The organism is Streptomyces sp. NBC_00178 (genome assembly GCF_036206005.1).
Classification (GTDB): Bacteria; Actinomycetota; Actinomycetes; order Streptomycetales; family Streptomycetaceae; genus Streptomyces.
On sequence record NZ_CP108143.1, the window covers coordinates 2627503 to 2647384 of the forward strand.

A 19882-nucleotide genomic window follows, 5' to 3' on the forward strand; every position below is an offset into this window, starting at 1 on the left:
CCACCGCGCGGGCGTCCCGCGAAAGCGGAATGGGGCCCGGCCGTCAGGCCGGACCCCCCTCGCTCTCCCCCTCCGTCGGGCTTCCCGAATCCCCCCGGACCCCTCCCCGGAAGTCCCGACGCCGAATACGACCGGGGAGGGTGCGGAAAGGTTGTACGCCTTGACCTCTTCTTTACCCAGGGCGTACGGCGCGGCTCTCAGCAGGCGTGTTCCGCGTAGCGCGCGGCGACCTCCGCGACCACCTCGGCGCCGTCGCGGGCCCACAGCTCCTCGTTGAAGATCTCGACCTCGATCGGGCCGCCGTACCCGGCCGCCTCCACCTGGGCGCGGAACGCACGGAAGTCGACGCAGCCGTCGCCCAGTTGGCCGCGGCCCACCAGGACTCCGGCCGGCAGCGGGGTGATCCAGTCGGCGAGCTGGAAGGAGTGGATCCGGCCGCCCGCGCCCGCCCGGGCGATCTGCGCGGGCACCCCGTCGTCCCACCAGACGTGGTAGGTGTCGACCACCACGCCGACCTGCTCCGCGGGGAACCGCTCGGCGAGGTCGAGCGCCTGGGACAGGGTGGAGACGACGCAGCGGTCCGAGGCGAACATCGGGTGCAGCGGTTCGACGGCGAGCCGCACGCCGCGGTCCCGCGCGTACGGCGCGAGTTCGGCCAGCGCGTCGGCGATCCGCTCCCGGGCGGCGTGCAGGTCCTTCTGCCCGTCGGGGAGTCCGCCGGAGACCAGGACCAGGGTGTCGGTGCCCACGCCCGCCGCCTCGTCGACCGCCGCCCGGTTGTCCTCCAGGGCGCGGGCCCGCTCGGCGGGGTCGGTCGCGGTGAGGAAGCCGCCCCGGCACAGGCTGGTGACGGTGAGGCCCGCGTCCCTGAACAGTTTCCCCGCGCGCTCCACCCCGTACGCCCTCACAGGTGCCCGCCAGAGGCCCACCTGCCCGATCCCGGAACTCAGGCAGGCTTCGGCGAGGTCCGGCAGGGACAGCTGCCGGACCGTCTCCTGGTTGAGGGACAGGCGGGACAGGTCGGTGCTCATCGGCCACCTCCGTGGACGGCCAGCAGTGCGCGCATACGGGACTCCGCCAGGTCCGGGTCGGGGAACAGGCCCAGCCGGTCGGCCAGTTCGTACGCCCGGGCCAGGTGCGGCAGCGAGCGGGCCGACTGGAGGCCGCCGACCATCGTGAAGTGCTCCTGGTGGCCCGCGAGCCAGGCGAGCAGGACCACGCCCGTCTTGTAGAAGCGGGTCGGCGCGCGGAAGAGGTGGCGCGACAGCTCGACCGTGGGGTCCAGGAGGGCGCGGAAACCCGCCGTGTCACCGGTGTCCAGGACGCGCACCGCGTGTGCGGCGAGCGGGCCGAGCGGGTCGAAGATGCCGAGCAGGGCGTGGCTGAAGCCCCGGTCGTCGCCCGCGATCAGCTCGGGGTAGTGGAAGTCGTCGCCGGTGTAGCAGCGCACCCCGCCCGGAAGCCGGCGCCGTACGCCGATCTCCCGCTCGGCGTCCAGGAGCGAGATCTTGATGCCGTCGACCTTGTCCGGGTGTTCCGCGATGACCTTCAGGAAGGTGTCCGTGGCGGCGTCGAGGTCCGCGCTGCCCCAGTAGCCCTCCAGCGCCGGGTCGAACATGGGGCCGAGCCAGTGCAGGACGACCGGCTGGGCGGCCTGGCGCAGGAGGTGGGCGTACGTCTCCAGGTAGTCCTCGGGGCCGTCCGCGGCGGCGGCGAGCGCGCGGGAGGCCATCAGGATGGGCTGCGCGCCGCTCTCCTCGACCAGGGCGAGCTGCTCCTCGTACGCCGCGCGCACCTCGGGCAGGGTCGCCGGGCCGCTGAGCTGGTCGGTGCCCACACCGCAGGCGATCCGGCCGCCCACGGACCTCGCCTCGGCGGCGGAACGGCGGATGAGTTCGGCGGCGCCGGCCCAGTCCAGGCCCATGCCGCGCTGCGCGGTGTCCATGGCCTCGGCGACGCCCAGGCCGTGCGACCAGAGGTGGCGGCGGAAGGCGAGCGTGGCGTCCCAGTCGACGGCGGCGGGGTCGCCGGGGCCGGCGTCCGCGCGGGGGTCGGCCACGACGTGCGCGGCGGAGAACACCGTGCGCGAGGCGAGCGGCACGCCGGACGGCTTCAGGTCGAGCGGCGTGGCCCGGGGTTCGTACGGCCCGTGCGGGAGCTGGATGGTCACAGGCTCAGCTCCGGCACGTCGAAGCGGCGGCCCTCGGCGGACGACCTGAGGCCGAGCTCGGCGAGCTGGACGCCCCGGGCGCCGGCCATGAGGTCCCAGGTGTAGGGCTCGTCGAGGGCGACGTGGCGCAGGAAGAGTTCCCACTGGGCCTTGAAGCCGTTGTCGAACTCGGTGTTGTCGGGAACCTCCTGCCACTGGTCGCGGAAGGGCTCGGTGACGGGCAGGTCGGGGTTCCAGACCGGCTTGGGCGTGGCGGAGCGGTGCTGGACGCGGCAGTTGCGCAGCCCGGCGACGGCGGAGCCGTGGGTGCCGTCGACCTGGAACTCGACGAGTTCGTCGCGGTTGACGCGCACGGCCCAGGAGGAGTTGATCTGGGCGACGGCGCCGCCGGCCAGTTCGAAGGTGCCGTAGGCGGCGTCGTCGGCGGTGGCGGCGTAGGGCTTGCCCTGCTCGTCCCAGCGCTGCGGGACGTGCGTCCGCACGAGGGCCGAGACGCTCGTGACCCGGCCGAACAGTTCGTGCAGGACGTACTCCCAGTGCGGGAACATGTCGACGACGATGCCGCCGCCGTCCTCCGCCCGGTAGTTCCAGGAGGGACGCTGGGCGTCCTGCCAGTCGCCTTCGAAGACCCAGTAGCCGAACTCTCCCCGCACGGACAGGATCTCGCCGAAGAACCCGCCGTCGATGAGGCGCTTCAGCTTGAGCAGGCCCGGCAGGAAGATCTTGTCCTGGACGACGCCGTGCTTGATGCCCGCGTCCCGGGCGAGGCGGGCGAGTCCGAGGGCGCCCCCGACGTCGGTCGCGGTGGGCTTCTCGGTGTAGACGTGCTTGCCGGCGGCGATCGCCTTCCTGATCGCGTCGACGCGGGCGGAGGTGACCTGGGCGTCGAAGTAGAGGTCGACGGACGCGTCGGCGAGGACCGCGTCGAGGTCCGTCGACCATTCGGTCAGGCCGTGCCGGGCGGCGAGCGCCTCCAGCGCGTGGGCGCGGCGGCCGACGAGCACGGGTTCGGGCCACAGCACATCGCCGTCGCCGAGGTCGAGGCCGCCCTGCTCCCGGATCGCGAGGATCGAGCGCACCAGGTGCTGCCGGTATCCCATGCGTCCCGTGACGCCGTTCATGGCGATGCGCACTGTCCTGCGTGTCACGAAAGTTCCTCCATACGACCGTAGCAAGCGCTTTCTATGCGGTATGACGCTAGCCTGCCGACAGCGGCCCGGACAAGAGGGGCCGCTTCACCACTCCTCGGAGGAGAGCCATGACAGTCACCCTGGCGGACGTCGCGGCCCGCGCCCGGGTGTCCCCGGCCACCGTGTCCCGTGTCCTGAACGGCAACTACCCGGTGGCGTCGTCGACCCGGGAGCGGGTCCTGCGCGCGGTGGACGACCTGGACTACGTGCTCAACGGCCCCGCCAGTTCACTCGCCGCCGCCACGTCCGACCTCGTGGGCATCCTGGTCAACGACATCGCCGACCCGTTCTTCGGGATCATGGCCGGTGCCGCGCAGACCCAGATCGGCGGACCGGGTGACGGGTCGGGCCGCGCGGGCGGGGAGAAACTCGCCGTCGTCTGCAACACCGGCGGCTCCCCCGAGCGCGAACTCACCTACCTGACACTGCTCCAGCGCCAGCGGGCCGCCGCCGTCGTCCTCACCGGCGGCGCGCTGGAGGACCCCGGGCACCAGGCCGCGATGACCGCGAAGCTCACGAAGCTGGCGGACGCCGGGACCCGCGTCGTCTTCTGCGGACGGCCCCCGCTCCAGGAGGGCGACGCGGTGCTCGCCGCACTGGCCTTCGACAACCGGGGCGGTGCACGGCGCCTGACGGAGCACCTGATCGCGCTCGGGCACCGGCGCGTCGGTTACGTCGCCGGCCCGCTGGAGCGCACCACGACCCGGCACCGGCTGGAGGGCCACCGCGAGGCCATGAAGGCGGCGGGGCTGTACGGCGACGAGGAGAACGTCACCGTGCACGGCCCGTACGACCGGAGCTCCGGCTACGACGCCACGCTCGAACTGCTGCGGCGCGAGCCCGGCCTCACGGCGGTGGTCGCCGCCAACGACACGGTGGCCCTGGGGGCCTGCGCCGCCCTCAGGGACCGCGGGCTCCGCATCCCCGAGGACGTCTCGGTGGCCGGCTTCGACGACCTGCCGTTCTCGGTGGACGCCGTGCCCGCGCTGACGACCGTGCGGCTGCCCCTCTTCGAGGCGGGCGTGCGGGCGGGCCGGCTGGCGATGGGCAAGGAGACACCGCCGCCCGGAGGCATCGCGACCATCGAGGCCGAACTCATGGAACGCGGATCGACGGCCGCCCCTTCCCACTGACCCGCCCGCACCGGCCCGGCCGGGAACGCCGTGCCTCCCGCACCGGCGCTCCGGGACCACGCCCCCGCCCCCGCCTTGTACCTCTCGTACCGTACGTACGAGCCCCTGACCTGGTGCTCCCGTACGGCCGGCCGGGCCACCCCGAAAGATGGGGGCGACTCCCCCATGTGCGCGGACCTGGAGCCCTCCAGGATGGGCACGGGAGAACCGCTCGGGCCTCCCTGGACCGGGGAGGTGAACGCGGTGGTGGAGAAGCAGGCGATCGACGGTACGGCGCTTTCGGACGGCGAGGGCCACGCCCCGGCGGCGGACACCGCCGGCCCTTTCGGAGTCCAGGGCCACGGCGAACCCTGGTGGGCCGCGGGCACGGTCGGACCGCGCCCGGCCGCCGAGCCCGAGTGGGCCCGCTTCGCCCGCGAGGCCGTCGGCCGGGCACCGCGCTCGGCACGGATCGCGGACCGGGACTACCCGGACCTGACCGGCTTCGTCGTGGTCGTCGCCCCGTTCGCGGCCCGGGCTGCCGACCGCATGGTGTCCAGGGCGTCCGGGGGCGGCGGCACGCGGCCGGGGCCGTCCCCCTGCTCCACCGCCGTGGCGGACGGCTTCCGCCGCGACGTGGAACGCCGCCTGGCCGTGCTCGCCGCCCGGACCCTCGTGTCGGAGCTGCACGACGCGCGGATCGCGGGCCGGCTGACCGGCTCCGGGCCGCGCGAGCGCTTCCGGGACTTCCTGCGGCTGACCGCGGGCCGGGCGGGCCTCACCTCGCTGGTCACCGCCTACCCGGTCCTCGCCAGGGTCCTCGCGCAGGCGGCCATGAACGCGGCGGACGCGTTCGCCGAGATGCTCGGCAGACTCGCGGAGGACAGCCGGCTGCTGGCCTCCTCACCGGTGTTCGCGGAGCAGGGCCCGGCCCGGCTCGCCGGATACGGTCCGCACGCCCTGACCGAGGTCGAGGCGGGCACGGGCGACAGCCACCGCGGGGGCCGGTCCGTGATGCTGCTGCGGTTCGCCGACGGCGCCCGGCTGGTCTACAAGCCGCGCCCGCTCGCCGCGCACCGGCACTTCGAGACCCTGGTGCAGTGGTTCAACTCCCTGGAGGGCACGCCCGGTCTGCGGGCGCCCCGGGTCCTGGACCGGGACGCGTACGGCTGGGCGGAGTTCATCGAGGACGCCCCCTGCCACACGGCGGCCGACACCGCGCTCTTCTACCGGCGCCTGGGTGCACTGCTGGCCCTGCTGCACGTCCTGGACGGCACGGACCTGCACCACGAGAACCTCATCGCGTGCGGGGCGCATCCCGTCCTGGTCGATGTGGAGACGCTGTTCCATCCACCGCTCACCCAGACGCCGCCCGCCGATCCGGCCGCCCGCGCGCTGTACAGCTCGGTGCACCGGGTCGGGCTGCTCCCGCAGCTGCTCGTCGGGGACACGACCGCGCTGGACATGTCCGCCGTCGGCGGTGGCCGGGCGGCCTCCTCGCCGCTGGAGACGGCCTCCTGGGCCGCGGCGGGCACCGACACCATGCACCTGGTGCGCACCACCGGACGGTTCGGCGCGTCGGCCAACCGCCCCACCCTGGACGGGGCGGCGGCCGATCCCTTCCACTTCACCGACGCCCTCTGCGAAGGGTTCCGCGCCGCGTACACCGCCGTCGGCGACTCGCGCGGCGAACTGCTCGGGCCCAGAGGCCTGTTGCGTCTCTTCGCGGACGACGAGACCCGCTTCGTACCGAGGCCGACCTGGACGTACGCCACGCTGATGCACGAGTCCACCCACCCCGACCTGATGCGGGACGCCGCCGAGCGCCAGCAGGTGTTCGCGCTCCTGCGGACCGGCGCCCTGGGCACCCCCGCGCTGGCCGGTCTGGAGGACGAGGAGATCGAGGACTTGTGGCAGGGCGACGTCCCGGTGTTCACCACGCGTCCCGGGCTCACGGAGGTGTGGAGCGGCAACGGGCGCAGGGTGCGGGGGCCCGCGGGGCCCGGCGGGCTGGCGCGGGTGGAGGCGAAGATCCTGGCCCTGGACACGGTGGACCGGCTGGACCAGGAACGCATCATCCGCACCGCCATGGTCAGCACCTCCACCGAGCCCCCGCACGGCGGCGCCGGGTCCGCGCGGCCCAGGACCGAGGCCACCGCGCCGGAACCGGAGCGGCTGCTGTCCGCCGCCCGTTCGGTGGGCGACCAGCTCGTCTCGCTCGCGTACGACGGCGGCACCCGGACCAACTGGCTGGGCCTGGAACTGCTCGGCGAGCGCTACTGGCGTCTCACGCCGCTGGCGGCCGACCTCGCGGGCGGCTACACCGGGCCCGCGCTGTTCCTCGCCCAGTTGGCGTCCCTGACCGGTGCCGCGCGGTACGCCGACGCGGCCCGGGCCGCGCTGGCGCCCCTCCCGGGCCTGCTGGACGCGCTCCACCAGCGTGGTGACGACCTCGGGGTACTCGGTTCCGGTGCCTTCTCCGGCCTCGGGGGCATCGCGTACGCCCTGACCGAGGTCGGGACGCTGCTGGACGACAGCCGCATCCTTGACTGGGCGGGGCCCGCCACGCGGCTCGCGTGTGCGGCGGGTGCGGCCGAGGAGGGGCTCGGCGTGCGCGGCGGCACGGCCGGGGGCCTGGTGTCGCTGCTCGCGGTTCACCGCGCCACCGGCCGGGCCGAGGCCTGGCGCGGTGCCGAGCGGTGCGCCGAACGGCTCGCGGCGGCGCCGCCGCCCCCGTCCGCGGGCTTCGCGGACGGGGCTGCGGGCGTCGGATGGGCTTTGCTGCGGTTCGCGGGGGCGGGGGGCGGCCCGCACCACCGGACCACGGGGCTGGACGTCCTGCGCGGCGCCGTACGGGCGGCCGGCGGCGGCCGGGCCTGGTGCGAGGGGACGTCCGGGGTCGCGCTCGCGGTCGCCGACAGTCCCGAGGCCCTGGCCGATCCGGAACTCCGCGACTGGCTCGCGGGGCAGGCCGGTGACGTGGCCCGGGCCGCGCCGCAGCCGGACGACAGCCTGTGCCACGGCGAACTGGGCGTGCTGGAACTGCTCGCGCACCCCGCCCTGCCCCGGCTGCGCCCCCACTGGCTGCGCCGGACCGGCACCCTGCTCGCCGCCGCCGACCGGGCGCAGTCGCACTGCGGCACCCCCGGACACGTACCTCATCCCGGGCTGCTCACCGGCCTGTCCGGCATCGGACACGGGCTGCTGCGGGCGGGGTTCCCCGACCGGATCGGCCCGGCACTGCTCATGCGCCACTCGGCGGGGCCCGACCGGGCCCACGCACCCATGACGTTCTCGACCAACGACCTGAAGAAGAGGCAGAGATGACGCAGATCAGCGAGTCGGCCGGATACGTGGACGCCACCGTGGCGCACGAGGGCGCCGTCGAGCACCCCGCGGACCGGATATCGCTAGGGAACAACGGCGGGCTGGGTCTGCGGAGCAGACTCCTCAGCGCCTCGGACGGGGACATGTCCGGCCCCGACCTGCCGTGGACGACGTTCACCGTGCCGATGTGACCCTTTCCCGCCACGGTGCACGGCATGACGGGAATGTGCCTACTGCCGCACTCTGTACGGCTCCAGTAGCCTGCGGCCATGCGTGCGAATTCGCCGGTCGTCGTCGGTCGTGACGAGGAGATCGGTCTGCTGAGCAGCGCCCTGGACGCCGCACGACGGCGTTCGGGGCGCGCGCTGTTCCTCGTCGGGGAGGCGGGGATCGGCAAGTCCCGGCTGGTGGGCGAATGCGCCTACCGTGCCTACGGGCTGGGGATGCCGGTGCTGCGCGGGCGGGCGGGGTCCACGGGCCTGGTCGTGCCGTTCCGCCCCCTGGTGGAGGCGCTCTCGTCCCACTTCCGTGCGGCGGGTACGCCGACGGATCCGGAACTCGCCCCGTATCACCCGGCGTTGTCCCGGCTGGTCCCGGAGTGGCGGAGCGGGGCGTCGGCCGGCTACACCGAGACCGTGGTCGAGCTGGCGGAGGCCCTGCTGCGGCTGCTGTCGGTCCTCGGCCGGGACAGCGGCTGCGTCGTGCTGCTGGAGGACCTGCACGACTGCGACACGGAGACCGTCGCGGTCGTGGAGTACGTCGTCGACAACCTGGCGGACCTGCCGGTCCTGCTGCTGGGCACCCTGCGCCCGGAGCAGGGCACCGCACTGGACCTCGTACGCTCCGCCGAACAGCGCCACAGTGCGACGGTGGTGGAGTTACGCGGTCTCGACGACGCGCACGTGCGGACCCTGACCGGCGCCTGTCTGGAGACACCGCCCGAGCTGATACCCGAAGAGGTCCAGCGGCGGCTCGTCGAACGCGCGGCCGGCAACCCCTACCTGGTCGAGGTGCTGCTCGACGACCTGCTCGACACCGGCAGGCTGCGGCGCACGGAGACGGGCTGGGAGGCGGCGGGCGGGCCGGACGGCTCTCTCCCGTCGCGCATCCTGCGGAGCTGGGCCCACCGGCTGGACCGGATGGACGAGCCGGTGCGCGACCTGCTGCTGACGGCGGCGACCCTGGGCGGCCAGTTCTCGGTGGCGGTGCTGCAGACCGTCACCGGACTGGAGGACCGGGCCCTGTTCACCCATCTCCGGTCCGCGGTCGAGACGGGTGTGATCGCCCCCGACGGCGCGGCACCCGACCGCTACGCCTTCCGCCACACCCTCACCGCCGAGGCGCTGGTCGCCTCGCTCGCACCGGCCGAGCGCGCCGCACTGGCCCGGCGTGCGGCCGCGGCGGTCGAGCGGTCGGGGGAGCCGCTCGACGAGGACCGGCGGCAGCTCGTGGCCTCGCTGGAGCTCGCCGCGGGCAACCGCGCCGGGGCCGCGCTCCAGTTCGCCGAGGCGGGCCGGCGGATGCTCGCGTCGGGTTCGCACGGTTCGGCCGTGGTGCTGCTGGAACGTTCCCTCTCCCTGGCGACGGACGCCGATCTCGCGGCCGTCACCGAATCCCTGGCGGTGGCCAGGGCCGAGGGCGGCGACCTCGACGGGGCCCTGGCGCTGGCCGAGGGCCTGCCACCGCTCCCCGCGCGCTCGGAGGCGGCCGCCCGTCGCGGGGACGCCCACATCAAGATCGCCTGGGTGGCGGTCATGGCGGAGCGCGCGGAGGACACAGCGCGTCAGATCGCCGCCGCGCGCACTCTCTTCGGGCCGTCGCCGTCCCCGGCCCGCCGCGCGTCACTCGCCGTCGTGGACGGTCATCTCTCGCTGCTGCCCGGGGAGGACCGCCCGGAGCCGGAGGCGGCCGAACGGGCCGCGCGCGAGGCCGCCGGGACCGCGGAGGCCGAAGGACTCCCGGTCGTGGCCTGCCAGGCCTGGCAGTTGCTCGCCCTGCTCCACCGGGAGCGGGGGTTCGACGCCGCCGACGCGTGTCTGGAGCGGATGCTCACCCTGTCCACCGAGCACTCCCTGCCGCTCTGGCGGGTGGAGGCGCTGGTGCGCCTGGGGGTGAACGGCTTCATGCGGACCGGTGACGCGGGCCGCCTGCACTCGGCCCGGGCCGCCGCGGCGGAGCTGGGTTCCCTGCTGCTGGCGCAGACGGTCGACGGACTGCTCGCGATGAACGCGGTGATGTGCGCCCGGTGGGACGAGGCGGAGGAGATCACCGCACGGTCGGTGGAGGCGAGCGCCAGGATCGGCAACCACGGCGCGCACCGCTATCTGCTGCTGGCCGGGGCGGCGGCCGCGGCGCACCGGGGCCGGCGGCGGGAGACGGACCGGGCCCTCGTCGCGTTCCGCAGGGCGGGCGGCGAGCAGTCCGCGCTCGTGCCCCTGCGCCAGGGATTCTGCGGGGCGATCGGGGCGCTGCTGGAGGAGGACCGCCCCGCCGCCGCGGCGGCGCTGGACGCCGCACTGGCCTGGGAGCGTGACCACCCCAGCTACTACTACCTGAGCGGCCGCTACGGGCTGCGCCCGCTGCTGCGGGTGCTGTCGGGCGACGCGGCGCGCGGGGAGTACGAGGAGGTGGCCGGGGCGCCGGGCGCCGCCCTGGCCTGGAATCGCCAGTTCCTCGAACTGACGGAGGCGGTGCTGCTCGGCAGGGAGGGCGATCCCGTGGGTGCCGCACGGCGGATGACGTCCTTCCACGCCCGGTCCGCGGCCTTCCCGGTGGCCCGGCATCTCGGTCTGCGGCTGGTCGCGGAGGCGGCGCTCGCCGACGGGTGGGGCGAGCCGGTCGTGTGGCTGCGCACCGCCGAGGAGTTCTTCCATTCGGCCGGGGTGCAGCCGGCGGCCGCCGCGTGCCGGTCGGCGCTGCGGCAGGCGGGGGTGAGCGTGACCCAGCACCGCGACGGACGGGACCGGATCCCCCCGACGCTGCGGACCAACGGGGTGACCCCCCGCGAGTACGAGGTGTTCGTGCTGCTGGCGGAGCGTCCGGGCAACCAGCAGATCGCCCGGCGGCTGTCCATCTCGCCGCGCACGGTGGAGAAGCACCTGGCCAGTCTGCTGAGCAAGACGGGCCGGGCGAACCGTTCGGCGCTCTGCGACTTCGCCGCGGAGTGCGCGGTCGACCTGCCCTGAGCGGGCGTCGGGCGGCCGTGCCCCCATCCGGACGGCAGGAGCGCACGCACCCGGCCGTCCGGATGGGGGCACCGCACCGCAACATGGGGGCATCGGGCGGCGGGGGTCGGGTGCGCCGCCCGGAAGATGCGGGGCGGCCACCGATGTGCCGCCTCCGGCGTCGCGGCAGCATCGGCGGAGTACGGCAACTCGTCGCCCCTCCCCCCGCCAGGAGGCCCGCTGATGCCCCTTCCCCCCGTCCGCCCCGGCGGTCCCGGCACGGTCTACTTCTCGCTGCTCGGGCCGCTCTCGGCGGTGATCGACGGCAGGCCGCTGCCGCTCGGGCCGCGCAAGCAGAGGCTGGTCCTGGCCACCCTGCTGTCACGGCCCAACACCCCCGTTCCGGTGGATGTGCTCACCGACGTGGTGTGGCCACAGGGCCCGCCGCGGACCGCGCGCAAGAACCTCCAGGTCTATGTCAGCGCCGCCCGCGCGCTGTTCGGGGCCGTGGACGGCGACGACCGGGGCCGGGTGGTGCACGACTGCGGCGGGTACCGGCTGCGGGTGGAGGAGGGCGAGCTGGACACCCTGCGCTTCAGGACGCTGGCCCGGGCGGGGCGGGCGGCGGCCGAGCGCGGCGACCTGCGCACCGCGGCCCGGCTGCTGCGGGAGGCGCTGGACCTGTGGGGGGAGCGTCCGCCGCTGCACGACCTGCGGGACTCCGCCGAGGTGGCGGAGGAGGCCGAACGTCTGGAGGCCCGCTGCCTCACGGTCTACGAGGACTGGGCCGAGGCGGAGATCGAGACCGGCCGGGCGGGTGTCACCGTGGACGGTCTGCGGGACCTGGTGGAACGCCACCCGTTCCGGGAGAGGCTGCGCGCCGCCTGGATGAACTCCCTGCACCAGACGGGGCGCCAGGCGGAGGCGCTGGCGGTGTACGACGACTACCGGCAGCTGCTCGCCCGGGAGCTGGGCCTGGAACCCAGCCCGGCGATGGCGGGGCTCTACCGGGCGATGCTCGGCGAGGGCCGGGCGGCCCGGTCCTCCGCGTCCCGGGGCGCGGCCGCCGGTGTCTCGCTGCCCGCGGACAGCCGGCACTTCACCGGGCGGGAGGACGAACTGACCTGGCTGCTGGACGTGTCGGGGTGCCCGGAGGGCGCGGTGCTGGTCGTGTCGGGCCCTGCCGGGGTGGGGAAGTCGGCGCTGGCCGTCCGGGCGGCGCATCTGCTCGCGGACTGCTTCCCCGACGGGCGGGTCCACGTCAGGGCGCGCACGGAGGACGGGGTGCCCCGTACCCGGAACGACATGCTGGAGGAGCTGGGGCGGCTGTGCGGGGTGGGCGGGCCCGGCCGTCCGGACCCGGCGCAGGCCCAGAACGCGTGGCAGGACTGGCTGTCGCGGCACCGGGCGCTGATCGTGCTGGACGACGTGGCGGACGAGGCGTCGGTGCGCGGGCTGCTGCCCCGGTCCGGGCGGAGTTCGGTGCTGCTCACCTCCCGAGGTCAGCTCGCCGGTCTCGAGGCCGTGCACCGGACGGCGCTCGCCGCCCCCGGGGAGGACGAGTCGCTGGAGCTGCTGGGGACGCTGATCGGCGGGGACCGGCTGCGTTCGGACCGGGCCGCCGCCGTGCGCATCGTGCGGGCGTGCGGGGGTCTGCCGTTGGCGGTGGCGGTGAGCGGGATGCGGCTCGCGGTGCTGCGGCACCTTCCGCTGGCGGAGTACGCGGACCGGCTCGACGACCCGGCGGCGGCCCTGGACGAGCTGGTCGCGGGGGACGTGTCCGTACGCTCCCGGCTCGCCGCGGGCTGGCGGGACCTGGGGGCCGCCGACCGGGGGGCCCTGGCCCGTATCGCGGGGCCCGCGGGGGAGGGCGGTTTCACGCTGGAGCGGGCGATGGCGGCGCTGGACCGCGACGAGCGGGGCGCGATACGCGCGGTCGAGTCGCTCATCGGCGCCGGCGCGGTGACCTCCCCCTCGGGCGAGGTCACCGCACACGCCGCGCTGTACGAGGTGCCCCGGCTCCTCTGTCTGTACGTCCGCGAGGAGACGGGCCCCGAGGCGCCCGTCGGGCGGGGGCCCGCCCCCTCGGCCGGAAGCGGCGCCGCCCGTCTCCTCAGCCGAGGGTGAGGAGGCCCAGCAGGCCGGGGAGGCCGTCCCCGGCCTGCTGGACACGGGGGCCGCGTCCGGCGGTGTCCCCGTCGCGGCCCGCGGACAGGAAGTGCAGGGCGAGCAGCAGACCCGCCGCCCCCGTGCCGAGGTCGGCGGAGAATCGACGCAGCGTCGCACCGGGGACGAGCAGCCGGTCCTCGTCGGCGACGAGGTGCCAGGTGAGGTTGCGTACGGAGGCCATGACGCCGGGCCCCGTCCGGGTCTCGGGGTCGAGCTGCCCGGCGGCGGCCGCGAGACCCGCCCGCCCGGTGAACAGCCCGGGTTCACGGACGAATTCCATGGCGCAGCCCTGGGCCACGCCCGGGATCAGCGCGCTCAGTTCCTCGTCCTCGTGGCGGGCGGTGTACGCCTGGGCGACCAGTGCGACACCCGAACTGCCCTGCCCGAGGTAGAGCAGATGGCGCCGCCCGTCCTTCACCTGGAGCGAGCCGTCGTCCATGGTGACGAGGTGTCCGGCCTCGCGTCCCAGGGCGGTGCGGGCGGCCCGGCGCAGCCAGTCCTCGCCGGTCAGCGTGTGCAGTTCGAGGAGGAGCAGGGCGGCTCCGCTCAGCCCGTGCAGCAGCCCGGCCGACTCCGGCGCCCGCATGCCGTCCACCTGTTCGCCGCGCACCAGCCGGTCCAGGTCCCGGGCGGTGCGCAGGGCGCTGTCGACCAGTCGGGGGTCGGGGGCCGTGCCGCCCACGCGCGCCATCCGGAGTGCGGCGAGCGCGGTTCCGGCCCGCCCGCCGAACAGATCGGCGGAGGCCGTCACCGGTGCGCGGGACACCGCGCGCTCCCACACCTCCCGTCCCTGATCGGTGCGGCCCAGGAGGGAGAGCACCAACGCGGCGCCGGGCAGCCCGTCGTAGAGCCCGCCGGCCCCCGCGGGGTCCCTGCGCAGGGCCGCTGCCGCGAGCCAGTCGGTCCACTCGGCGGGGACGGCCGCACCGGTCCGGTGCAGGGCGTACAGGACGCCCGCCGCACCGTTCACGAGGTCGGTGCCGCCGGTCGCGAAGAGGCCGGGGCCGCCCGGGAAGAGGCGGTCGGCGCGTCCGGGGGTGGCCCCGGCGTGGATTCCGGCCAGCAGGCGGGTGCGGATCCCGGCCCAGTCCACCTCCGGCCCCTCGAAGAGGGCGGCCACCTCGTCCTCACGCCGCCGTGACGCCTCCAGTCCGTCGAGGAGCCGTGGCCGGCGGGGTCCGGCTCCGGCCGGGAGCGAGTACCGCCGCCGGGCCCAGCGTTCCAGGGTGAGGGCCTTCGCCCCCTCCAGTCCGGCCATCTCCATGACCGGCATCAGCATGCTGAGCCAGGTCGCCCAGAGCGCGTAGGCGTCGGCCTCCGCCCCGGGGGTGCCCGGCGGCGCCTGGAGGCCCTGGGCGCCGGCCAGCGGGATGTCCTGGTCGTCGAGGGCGGTGGCGTACTCGAAGTCGACGAGGGCGATCCGCCCGTCGGGCCGGACGATGATGTTGGAGGGGTGCAGGTCGCCGAAGCGCAGCCCGCGCGCGTGGACGGCCTCCAGTGCCCGGGAGAGCTCGCCGGTCACCGACTCGGTCCAGGCGACGTAGGGGGCGAGTTCGTCCGCCGTGTCCGCCCCGCGCACGAGGGCGAAGCGGGCGACGATCTCCTCCAGCAGGGTGTTCCCCTCGATGTGCTCCTCGATCAGGAAGTGGTGCTCCCACACGGTCCGCACTCCGAACACCCGGGGTACGCAGTCGAGTCCGGCCAGCGCCGTCAGTGCCCGGTGCTCCCGGTGCAGGCGGGTGACGGCGTCGTCGCCCGCGCCGTCGAGTCCGCAGTGCGGGCGCGCCTCGCGCAGCACCACGCGCCGTCCGGTCGCCCGGTCCTCGGCGAGGTAGATCCCCCCGGCGCTGGAGAACTGGAGGGCCTGGGTGACCGTGTACGGGAAGGTGTCGTCCCGGGCGGCGGCGCGGGCCGCGAGGTGGGGGCGCAGGGCCTCGGGGACCTCGATCCAGGAGGGCATCCGGAACACCACGCCGCGCTCGTCGGGGACGAGCTTCCCGGACGGGTCCCGCAGGGCGAGGACCCGGCGGCCGTCGGCGTCGTCGCACCAGCGGGGGACGTAGGCGCCGTAGCGTGTGTAGACGGGTGCGTCGCCGATCCGCAGGTCGCTGAGGATGTAGGGGCCGCTGCGGCCCGCCAGTGCCTGGGACAGTTCCTCGGCGAGCGCGAGGAACACGGTCTCGTCGGGCGGGTAGGCCGCGATGAACTTGCCCGCGCCGCTGCGGTTCATGTGCTTGCCCGCCACCAGCAGCAACGCCTTCTCGCTGCGCAGGAACTTGAAGGGCACCCCGTGGCGGAGGCAGATCCGGGCGGTGTCCCGCAGGGTCGCCTCGGCCTCGCCGGGGACGGTGGACACGTGGATCTTCCAGCCCTGCTCGGCGGGTTCGACGTGCTCCGGCACGAGCGAGGTCCACAGGCCCACGGCCTCCCGGCGCCAGCCCGCCGGGGGCGGATCGGTGTCGAGCCGGTACCGCGACTCCTCGTCGGGCAGCCGGGCCGGGGTGTCGAAGTACGTACGGTCGGCGAGGCAGTACAGCTGGGTTTCCTGGATGCCTGGCACGCTCGGCTCTCTCTTCTCGAAGCCCGCGGGGCGGCGGACGGTGGCGGTGGGCGGCGGGTCCCGGTTCGCGGATCAGTCCCCGGTGGCGGAGGGGTTCGCGCCCGCGGGTGCGCGGGCCGGTCCTGCCCCGGGCTCGGTGACGGGCTCGGTGACGGTCGCGGGCCCGGTGCCGGTGACGGTCCCGGGCTGGGTGCCGGTGACGGTCCCGGGCTCCTCCGCACGGTGCGGGGACGGCTCGGTCCGCGCCGAGCGGGCGAAGGTGACCACGAGCGCGGACACGCCCAGGACGCAGCCGGTCAGGGCGAAGGCCCAGCGGGCGCCGAAGGCGGTCAGCAGGGCGCCCCCGGCCAGCGGCCCGAACGGCTGGACCATGGAGGACAGGAAGCCGGCCGCGCTCTGCACCCGGCCCACCCGCTCCTCGGGGGTCACGACCAGGAGCTTCGAGAGGAAGCCGATGCTGGCGATCGTCGACAGGCACATGCAGAGCGCGCACACGACTCCGGCCACGACCGGCCGGCTGATCCAGGCCATCACCCCGGCAGCCGCCACGCAGGTCCAGCAGGTGGCGACGATCAGGACCCGGGAGTGCCGGGCGGGCTTGATCCGTGGCGCGAGCAGTGCTCCGGACAGCGCCCCGGCGGAGACGCAGGTGAGGACGAAGCCGCCGCCTACGCCCGACGTGCCCCCGTCGGAGAACGCGGTCAGGGCGGTGAAGGTGAGCGCCCCGAACGCGAAGTTCATGCCCAGCCCGAACACGAGGAGGACCGTACGGAGGTAGGGCAGGCCCCACAGGAAGGTCAGGCCCGCGAGGAGTTCGCGCCGGCTGAAGACCGGCCCCGCCTTCGCCCTGGCCCGGGACCGGGTGCGTACGAGGGCCACGCAGACGGTCGACAGGAGGAGGCCCAGCGCCTCGGCCGCGAACGGCAGGGCCGGGTGGATGCCGAACAGCGCTCCTCCGACGAGGGGTCCGACGAGCCGGGCGGTCTGGGTGCGGGCCTGGAGCCGCGCGGTGGCGGTGCCCATCTGGTCGGCCGGGACGACCGCGCGCATGAGGCCGAAGACGGCGGGCCCGTAGACGCTGCCGATCACGGCGCCCGCCGCGGCGCAGAGCAGGACCAGGGGCATGGGGACGTGTCCGGACCAGACGGCCGCGGTGAGCGCGGTGACGACGATCAGGCTGCCGACGTCGCAGACCCGCATCAGCCGCCGGCGTTCGACACGGTCGGCCATCACCCCGCCGGGCAGCATCGTGATCAGCACGGCTCCCACCGACACCGTCCCGATGGCTCCGGCCTGTACCGCGGACCCGGTCTCCTTGAGCACCAGCAGCGGAAGGGCGAGGGAACTCATCTGCCCGCCCAGGACCGCGAAGAGGCCGCTCAGCCAGAGCAGCCGGAAATCCCTGTTGCCGCGCAGCGGCGTGGTCATCGTGAACTCCCGGGGACGGTCTGGGTCGTGACGAGGGGTGCGGGCCCGTCCGGGCCGCGGAAGCGACGGCGGGGCGGCTCCGTCGTGACGGAACCGCCCCACATCACCGGCCGGCCGGGCGCCGCGGCGGGAGCTCCTGAGGCTGCCCACCGCGGCGCCGCCCGGTGCGTCCGGCTAGTCCGCGAGGACGACGCTGATCACGCTGACGCAGCTGCCGCCCGGCGCCTCGATCTCCTTGTTGGCCGTCTCCTGGAGGTCCAGCACGGAGTGCGCCTCGACCTCGGGGGTCTCCTCGTTGTTGTCGTCGGCGGCGGGCTTCGTGTTCTCGGCCATGGTGGTCTCCGTCCACTCGTGACTGCACTGGTTCCGGGGGCCCTGAGGTGCCGGGTTTCCGGTGCGGCGGGCCGTTGCCTGCCGTTGCCGAGAAAGTTAGGAGGCCCCGCCTGGCGATCGCTTCGGCAGCGGTATGGCTCCGGTATCGGCCCAGCTCGGAGCCGCTCCGTACGCCGCACCCGGCCTCCTCGGCGGGCCCGGCACCCGGCCTGAGCTGCGCCCATACCGCTCCCGAACCATCGGTGGACCGGTGCCGAACCACCGCCCCGCAGCCTGGGTGCACGTCCGCGCACGCCGGTGCTCCACGGGAAACGGCCCCCGGCGCGCCCGCTCCGGCCCCCAGAAGGAGGCGGCCCCGCATGGAACTCGGCGAACTCGTCGGACGGCGGCCCTTCCCCGCCGCCGGCCTGCTGCTCGGCCTCACCCGGCGCTGCCCGCTGAGCTGCGCCCACTGCTCGACCGGCTCATCCATGACGACACGTCAGGAACCGGACGCGGCCCGGCTGGTGCGCTTCGTCGGCTCGTTCACCCGGGAGAACCGTCCCGACGTGGTGATGCTGACCGGTGGCGAACCGCTGCTGCTGCCCGCGCTCGTCGAGGAGCTGAGCACCCGGGCCCGCGCCGCCGGATCGCGTACGGCGCTGCTCAGCGGCATGTTCTTCGCCCGGTCCCGGGAGATCCCGCCGCCGGTCCTGCGCGCCGTCAGGAGCGTGGACCACTTCTCCGCCAGCCTCGACGCCCACCACGAGCGGGAGATCCCCCGGGCCGACGTGTTCCGCGCGATGCACCGGATCCGGGAGACGGGTGTGGCGGTGAGCTTCCACCTCACCGGTACGGGCGCCGACGACCCCTACCTCGCCGACATCACCCGCGCCGTCGACGAGGAGTTCGGCGGCCGGGTCCCCTCGCTGGTCAACGAGGTACGGGCGTTCGGCAGGGCCGCTTCCTGGGCCGCTCCCGCCCGCCCCGGCCCGGACGCCGGCTCGGTGTCCCCGTGCGCCATGGCCGCCTGGCCGGTGGTCGCCTTCGACGGCGCGGTGCTCGCCTGCTGCAACCAGGACACCGTGGACCTGCGGCCCGCCCCCGCGCACCTGTACCTGGGGCACGTCGACACCGACGACTGGGCGACCGTGCGCGGCCGGGCCCTGGAGTCACCGGTGCTGCGCATGATCCGCACGGTCGGTCCCGCCCACCTGGCCGCCCGCGCCGGGGCCTCCCCCGACGGTGGCTCGTACTGCCACGGATGCCGGTCCCTGGGGTCGGACGGCAGGGTCGCGGACACGGCCCGCTCGGTGGCGGCGGGCGCCGCCGGGGCGCTGCTGGACCTGACCGCGGCCCGCCGCGGGGCGGCGGAGGGGCCGGTGGGCGTCGTACGGCACCACGGCTGCGCCGCGTACGCGCCCCTGGTCGTGGCCCGCGTGCCCGCCGGGGACGGTTCCCGGTGAGCGCCCCGGCGCCGAGTTCCTCGGCACGGCTGCGGGTCACCCTGGGGCTGCTGGACGGGCGGCTGCTGGGCGCCATGGAGCACATGTGGCGCGCCGAGGAACTGCTGCCGCGCTACCGGCGCTACCTGTGCGCCATGCACGCCGTGGTGCGGGCGTCCGTCCCCCTGATGGAACGCGCCCTGGAACGGGCCACGCTGCTGGACGTCTGCGGGGATCCGCTGGCCGGCCCGCTGGCGGCCTACCTGCGCGAGCACATCAAGGAGGAGGAGGGCCACGACGCCTGGCTGCTGGAGGACATCCTGGCGGCGGGCTCGCGGCCCGGCGACGCGCTCGGTCCGATGCCGTCCCCGGTCGTCGCGGCGCTCGCGGGCTCCCAGTACTACTGGGTCGAGCACCACCACCCGGTGGCCCTGCTCGGCTACATCGCGGTGCTGGAGGGATACGCGCCCGCCGCGGACCTGACGTCCCGGATCGCGGCGACGACCGGCCTGCCGGACGCCGCCCTGCGGACGGTGCGGGAGCACGCGGCGCTGGACACGGGGCACCTGGACGAGCTGTACGCCCTGCTGGACCGGCTGCCGCTGACCCGTGGCCAGGAATCGGACGTGACGGTCAGCGCCCTGCACTCCCTCGACGCGCTCACCCGGCTGTTCGTCCGGCTCGGGCGCTCCGGTGCGGCGCCGCCGCCCCGGGGGGCCGGACCCTCCACACCGACGGGAGTCACCCCATGACCCGACCATCCGAAGGCAACGGCGCCCCCCGCGGGCCCGGCGAGGGTGGACGGCCCCCGCTGCCGGACGCGTTGTACGAGGCCGGTCTGCCGGTGGACATGCTCACCGACGAACAGCGCCTGGTGCTCAGCGAGCTCACGGAGGAGGAGCTCGCCGTGCTGCTCGACATCAAGAGCCGGCTGGACGCGGTGGAACCCGAGGTCCAGGCCCACGGCGAGATCGCCGGCGGCGCCCTGTTCTGAGCGGTTCCCGG

14 protein-coding genes are annotated in these 19882 nt (G+C 75.1%); 8 read left to right on the top strand and 6 right to left on the bottom strand.

Annotated elements, in window-relative coordinates:
- Window positions 1-197: 197 nt before the first annotated feature.
- The 3 genes from OHT61_RS11290 to OHT61_RS11300 are packed head-to-tail and all read right to left on the bottom strand — an operon-like array spanning window position 198 to window position 3318.
- Window positions 198-1031, bottom strand: coding sequence for a sugar phosphate isomerase/epimerase family protein (locus OHT61_RS11290; RefSeq protein WP_329037420.1), 834 nt, complete (start codon window positions 1029-1031; stop codon window positions 198-200).
- Window positions 1028-2170, bottom strand: coding sequence for a dihydrodipicolinate synthase family protein (locus OHT61_RS11295; RefSeq protein WP_329037422.1), 1143 nt, complete (start codon window positions 2168-2170; stop codon window positions 1028-1030). Before OHT61_RS11295 ends, OHT61_RS11290 begins: the two co-directional genes overlap by 4 nt.
- Window positions 2167-3318, bottom strand: coding sequence for a Gfo/Idh/MocA family protein (locus OHT61_RS11300; RefSeq protein ID WP_329037424.1), 1152 nt, complete (start codon window positions 3316-3318; stop codon window positions 2167-2169). Before OHT61_RS11300 ends, OHT61_RS11295 begins: the two co-directional genes overlap by 4 nt.
- 110 nt (window positions 3319-3428) lie before the next feature.
- Here OHT61_RS11300 and OHT61_RS11305 point away from each other — a divergent pair, with 110 nt between their 5' ends.
- From OHT61_RS11305 to OHT61_RS11325, 5 genes are all read left to right on the top strand, one after another.
- Window positions 3429-4493, top strand: a complete 1065-nt coding sequence (locus OHT61_RS11305; RefSeq protein ID WP_329037426.1) for a LacI family DNA-binding transcriptional regulator — start codon at window positions 3429-3431, stop codon at window positions 4491-4493.
- A gap of 192 nt (window positions 4494-4685) precedes the next feature.
- Entirely contained in the window at window positions 4686-7799 is a 3114-nt protein-coding gene (locus OHT61_RS11310) for a type 2 lanthipeptide synthetase LanM family protein (RefSeq protein ID WP_329043199.1), read from the top strand.
- Entirely contained in the window at window positions 7796-7990 is a 195-nt protein-coding gene (locus OHT61_RS11315; protein WP_329037428.1) for a hypothetical protein, read from the top strand. The genes OHT61_RS11310 and OHT61_RS11315 overlap by 4 nt, the downstream gene beginning before the upstream one ends.
- Window positions 7991-8068: 78 nt before the next feature.
- Window positions 8069-10984, top strand: a complete 2916-nt coding sequence (locus OHT61_RS11320; protein ID WP_329037430.1) for a helix-turn-helix transcriptional regulator — start codon at window positions 8069-8071, stop codon at window positions 10982-10984.
- Window positions 10985-11206: 222 nt separating this feature from the next.
- Complete coding sequence (locus OHT61_RS11325; RefSeq protein WP_329037432.1) at window positions 11207-13090, top strand: AfsR/SARP family transcriptional regulator; 1884 nt, start codon at window positions 11207-11209, stop codon at window positions 13088-13090.
- On the opposite strand, the gene lanKC is transcribed toward OHT61_RS11325, so the two are convergent.
- The 3 genes from lanKC to OHT61_RS11340 all read right to left on the bottom strand — a co-directional run bounded on the left by lanKC (window position 13077) and on the right by OHT61_RS11340 (window position 17453).
- A complete protein-coding gene (gene lanKC / locus OHT61_RS11330; protein ID WP_329037433.1) occupies window positions 13077-15692 on the bottom strand; it encodes a class III lanthionine synthetase LanKC in 2616 nt (871 codons plus the stop codon). The genes OHT61_RS11325 and lanKC overlap by 14 nt on opposite strands.
- A gap of 72 nt (window positions 15693-15764) precedes the next feature.
- Complete coding sequence (locus OHT61_RS11335) at window positions 15765-17120, bottom strand: MFS transporter (protein ID WP_329037435.1); 1356 nt, start codon at window positions 17118-17120, stop codon at window positions 15765-15767.
- Between the two features lie 174 nt (window positions 17121-17294).
- A complete protein-coding gene (locus OHT61_RS11340; RefSeq protein ID WP_329037437.1) occupies window positions 17295-17453 on the bottom strand; it encodes a hypothetical protein in 159 nt (52 codons plus the stop codon).
- A gap of 359 nt (window positions 17454-17812) precedes the next feature.
- Here OHT61_RS11340 and OHT61_RS11345 point away from each other — a divergent pair, with 359 nt between their 5' ends.
- From OHT61_RS11345 to OHT61_RS11355, 3 genes are read left to right on the top strand one after another with little or no spacing between them, the layout of a single operon-like run.
- Window positions 17813-18898 carry a radical SAM protein gene (locus OHT61_RS11345; protein WP_329037439.1) on the top strand — a complete coding sequence of 362 codons (1086 nt, stop codon included), beginning with the start codon at window positions 17813-17815 and terminating at the stop codon, window positions 18896-18898.
- A complete protein-coding gene (locus OHT61_RS11350) occupies window positions 18895-19629 on the top strand; it encodes an iron-containing redox enzyme family protein (RefSeq protein WP_329037440.1) in 735 nt (244 codons plus the stop codon). The genes OHT61_RS11345 and OHT61_RS11350 overlap by 4 nt, the downstream gene beginning before the upstream one ends.
- On the top strand, window positions 19626-19871 hold the full coding sequence (locus OHT61_RS11355; protein ID WP_329037444.1) for an aroma-sacti cluster domain-containing protein: 246 nt from the start codon (window positions 19626-19628) through the stop codon (window positions 19869-19871). Before OHT61_RS11350 ends, OHT61_RS11355 begins: the two co-directional genes overlap by 4 nt.
- Window positions 19872-19882: the final 11 nt, after the last annotated feature.

Excerpts from the sequence above, each read along its gene's own strand:
- OHT61_RS11355 (WP_329037444.1), top strand. The coding sequence starts at position 19,626 with ATGACCCGACCATCCGAAGGCAACGGCGCCCCCCGCGGGCCCGGCGAG.
- OHT61_RS11305 (WP_329037426.1), top strand. The coding sequence starts at position 3,429 with ATGACAGTCACCCTGGCGGACGTCGCGGCCCGCGCCCGGGTGTCCCCG.
- OHT61_RS11335 (WP_329037435.1), bottom strand. The coding sequence starts at position 17,120 with ATGACCACGCCGCTGCGCGGCAACAGGGATTTCCGGCTGCTCTGGCTG.
- OHT61_RS11290 (WP_329037420.1), bottom strand. The coding sequence starts at position 1,031 with ATGAGCACCGACCTGTCCCGCCTGTCCCTCAACCAGGAGACGGTCCGG.
- OHT61_RS11345 (WP_329037439.1), top strand. The coding sequence starts at position 17,813 with ATGGAACTCGGCGAACTCGTCGGACGGCGGCCCTTCCCCGCCGCCGGC.
- OHT61_RS11310 (WP_329043199.1), top strand. The coding sequence starts at position 4,686 with ATGGGCACGGGAGAACCGCTCGGGCCTCCCTGGACCGGGGAGGTGAAC.
- OHT61_RS11325 (WP_329037432.1), top strand. The coding sequence starts at position 11,207 with ATGCCCCTTCCCCCCGTCCGCCCCGGCGGTCCCGGCACGGTCTACTTC.
- OHT61_RS11340 (WP_329037437.1), bottom strand. The coding sequence starts at position 17,453 with ATGGCCGAGAACACGAAGCCCGCCGCCGACGACAACAACGAGGAGACC.
- OHT61_RS11315 (WP_329037428.1), top strand. The coding sequence starts at position 7,796 with ATGACGCAGATCAGCGAGTCGGCCGGATACGTGGACGCCACCGTGGCG.
- OHT61_RS11320 (WP_329037430.1), top strand. The coding sequence starts at position 8,069 with ATGCGTGCGAATTCGCCGGTCGTCGTCGGTCGTGACGAGGAGATCGGT.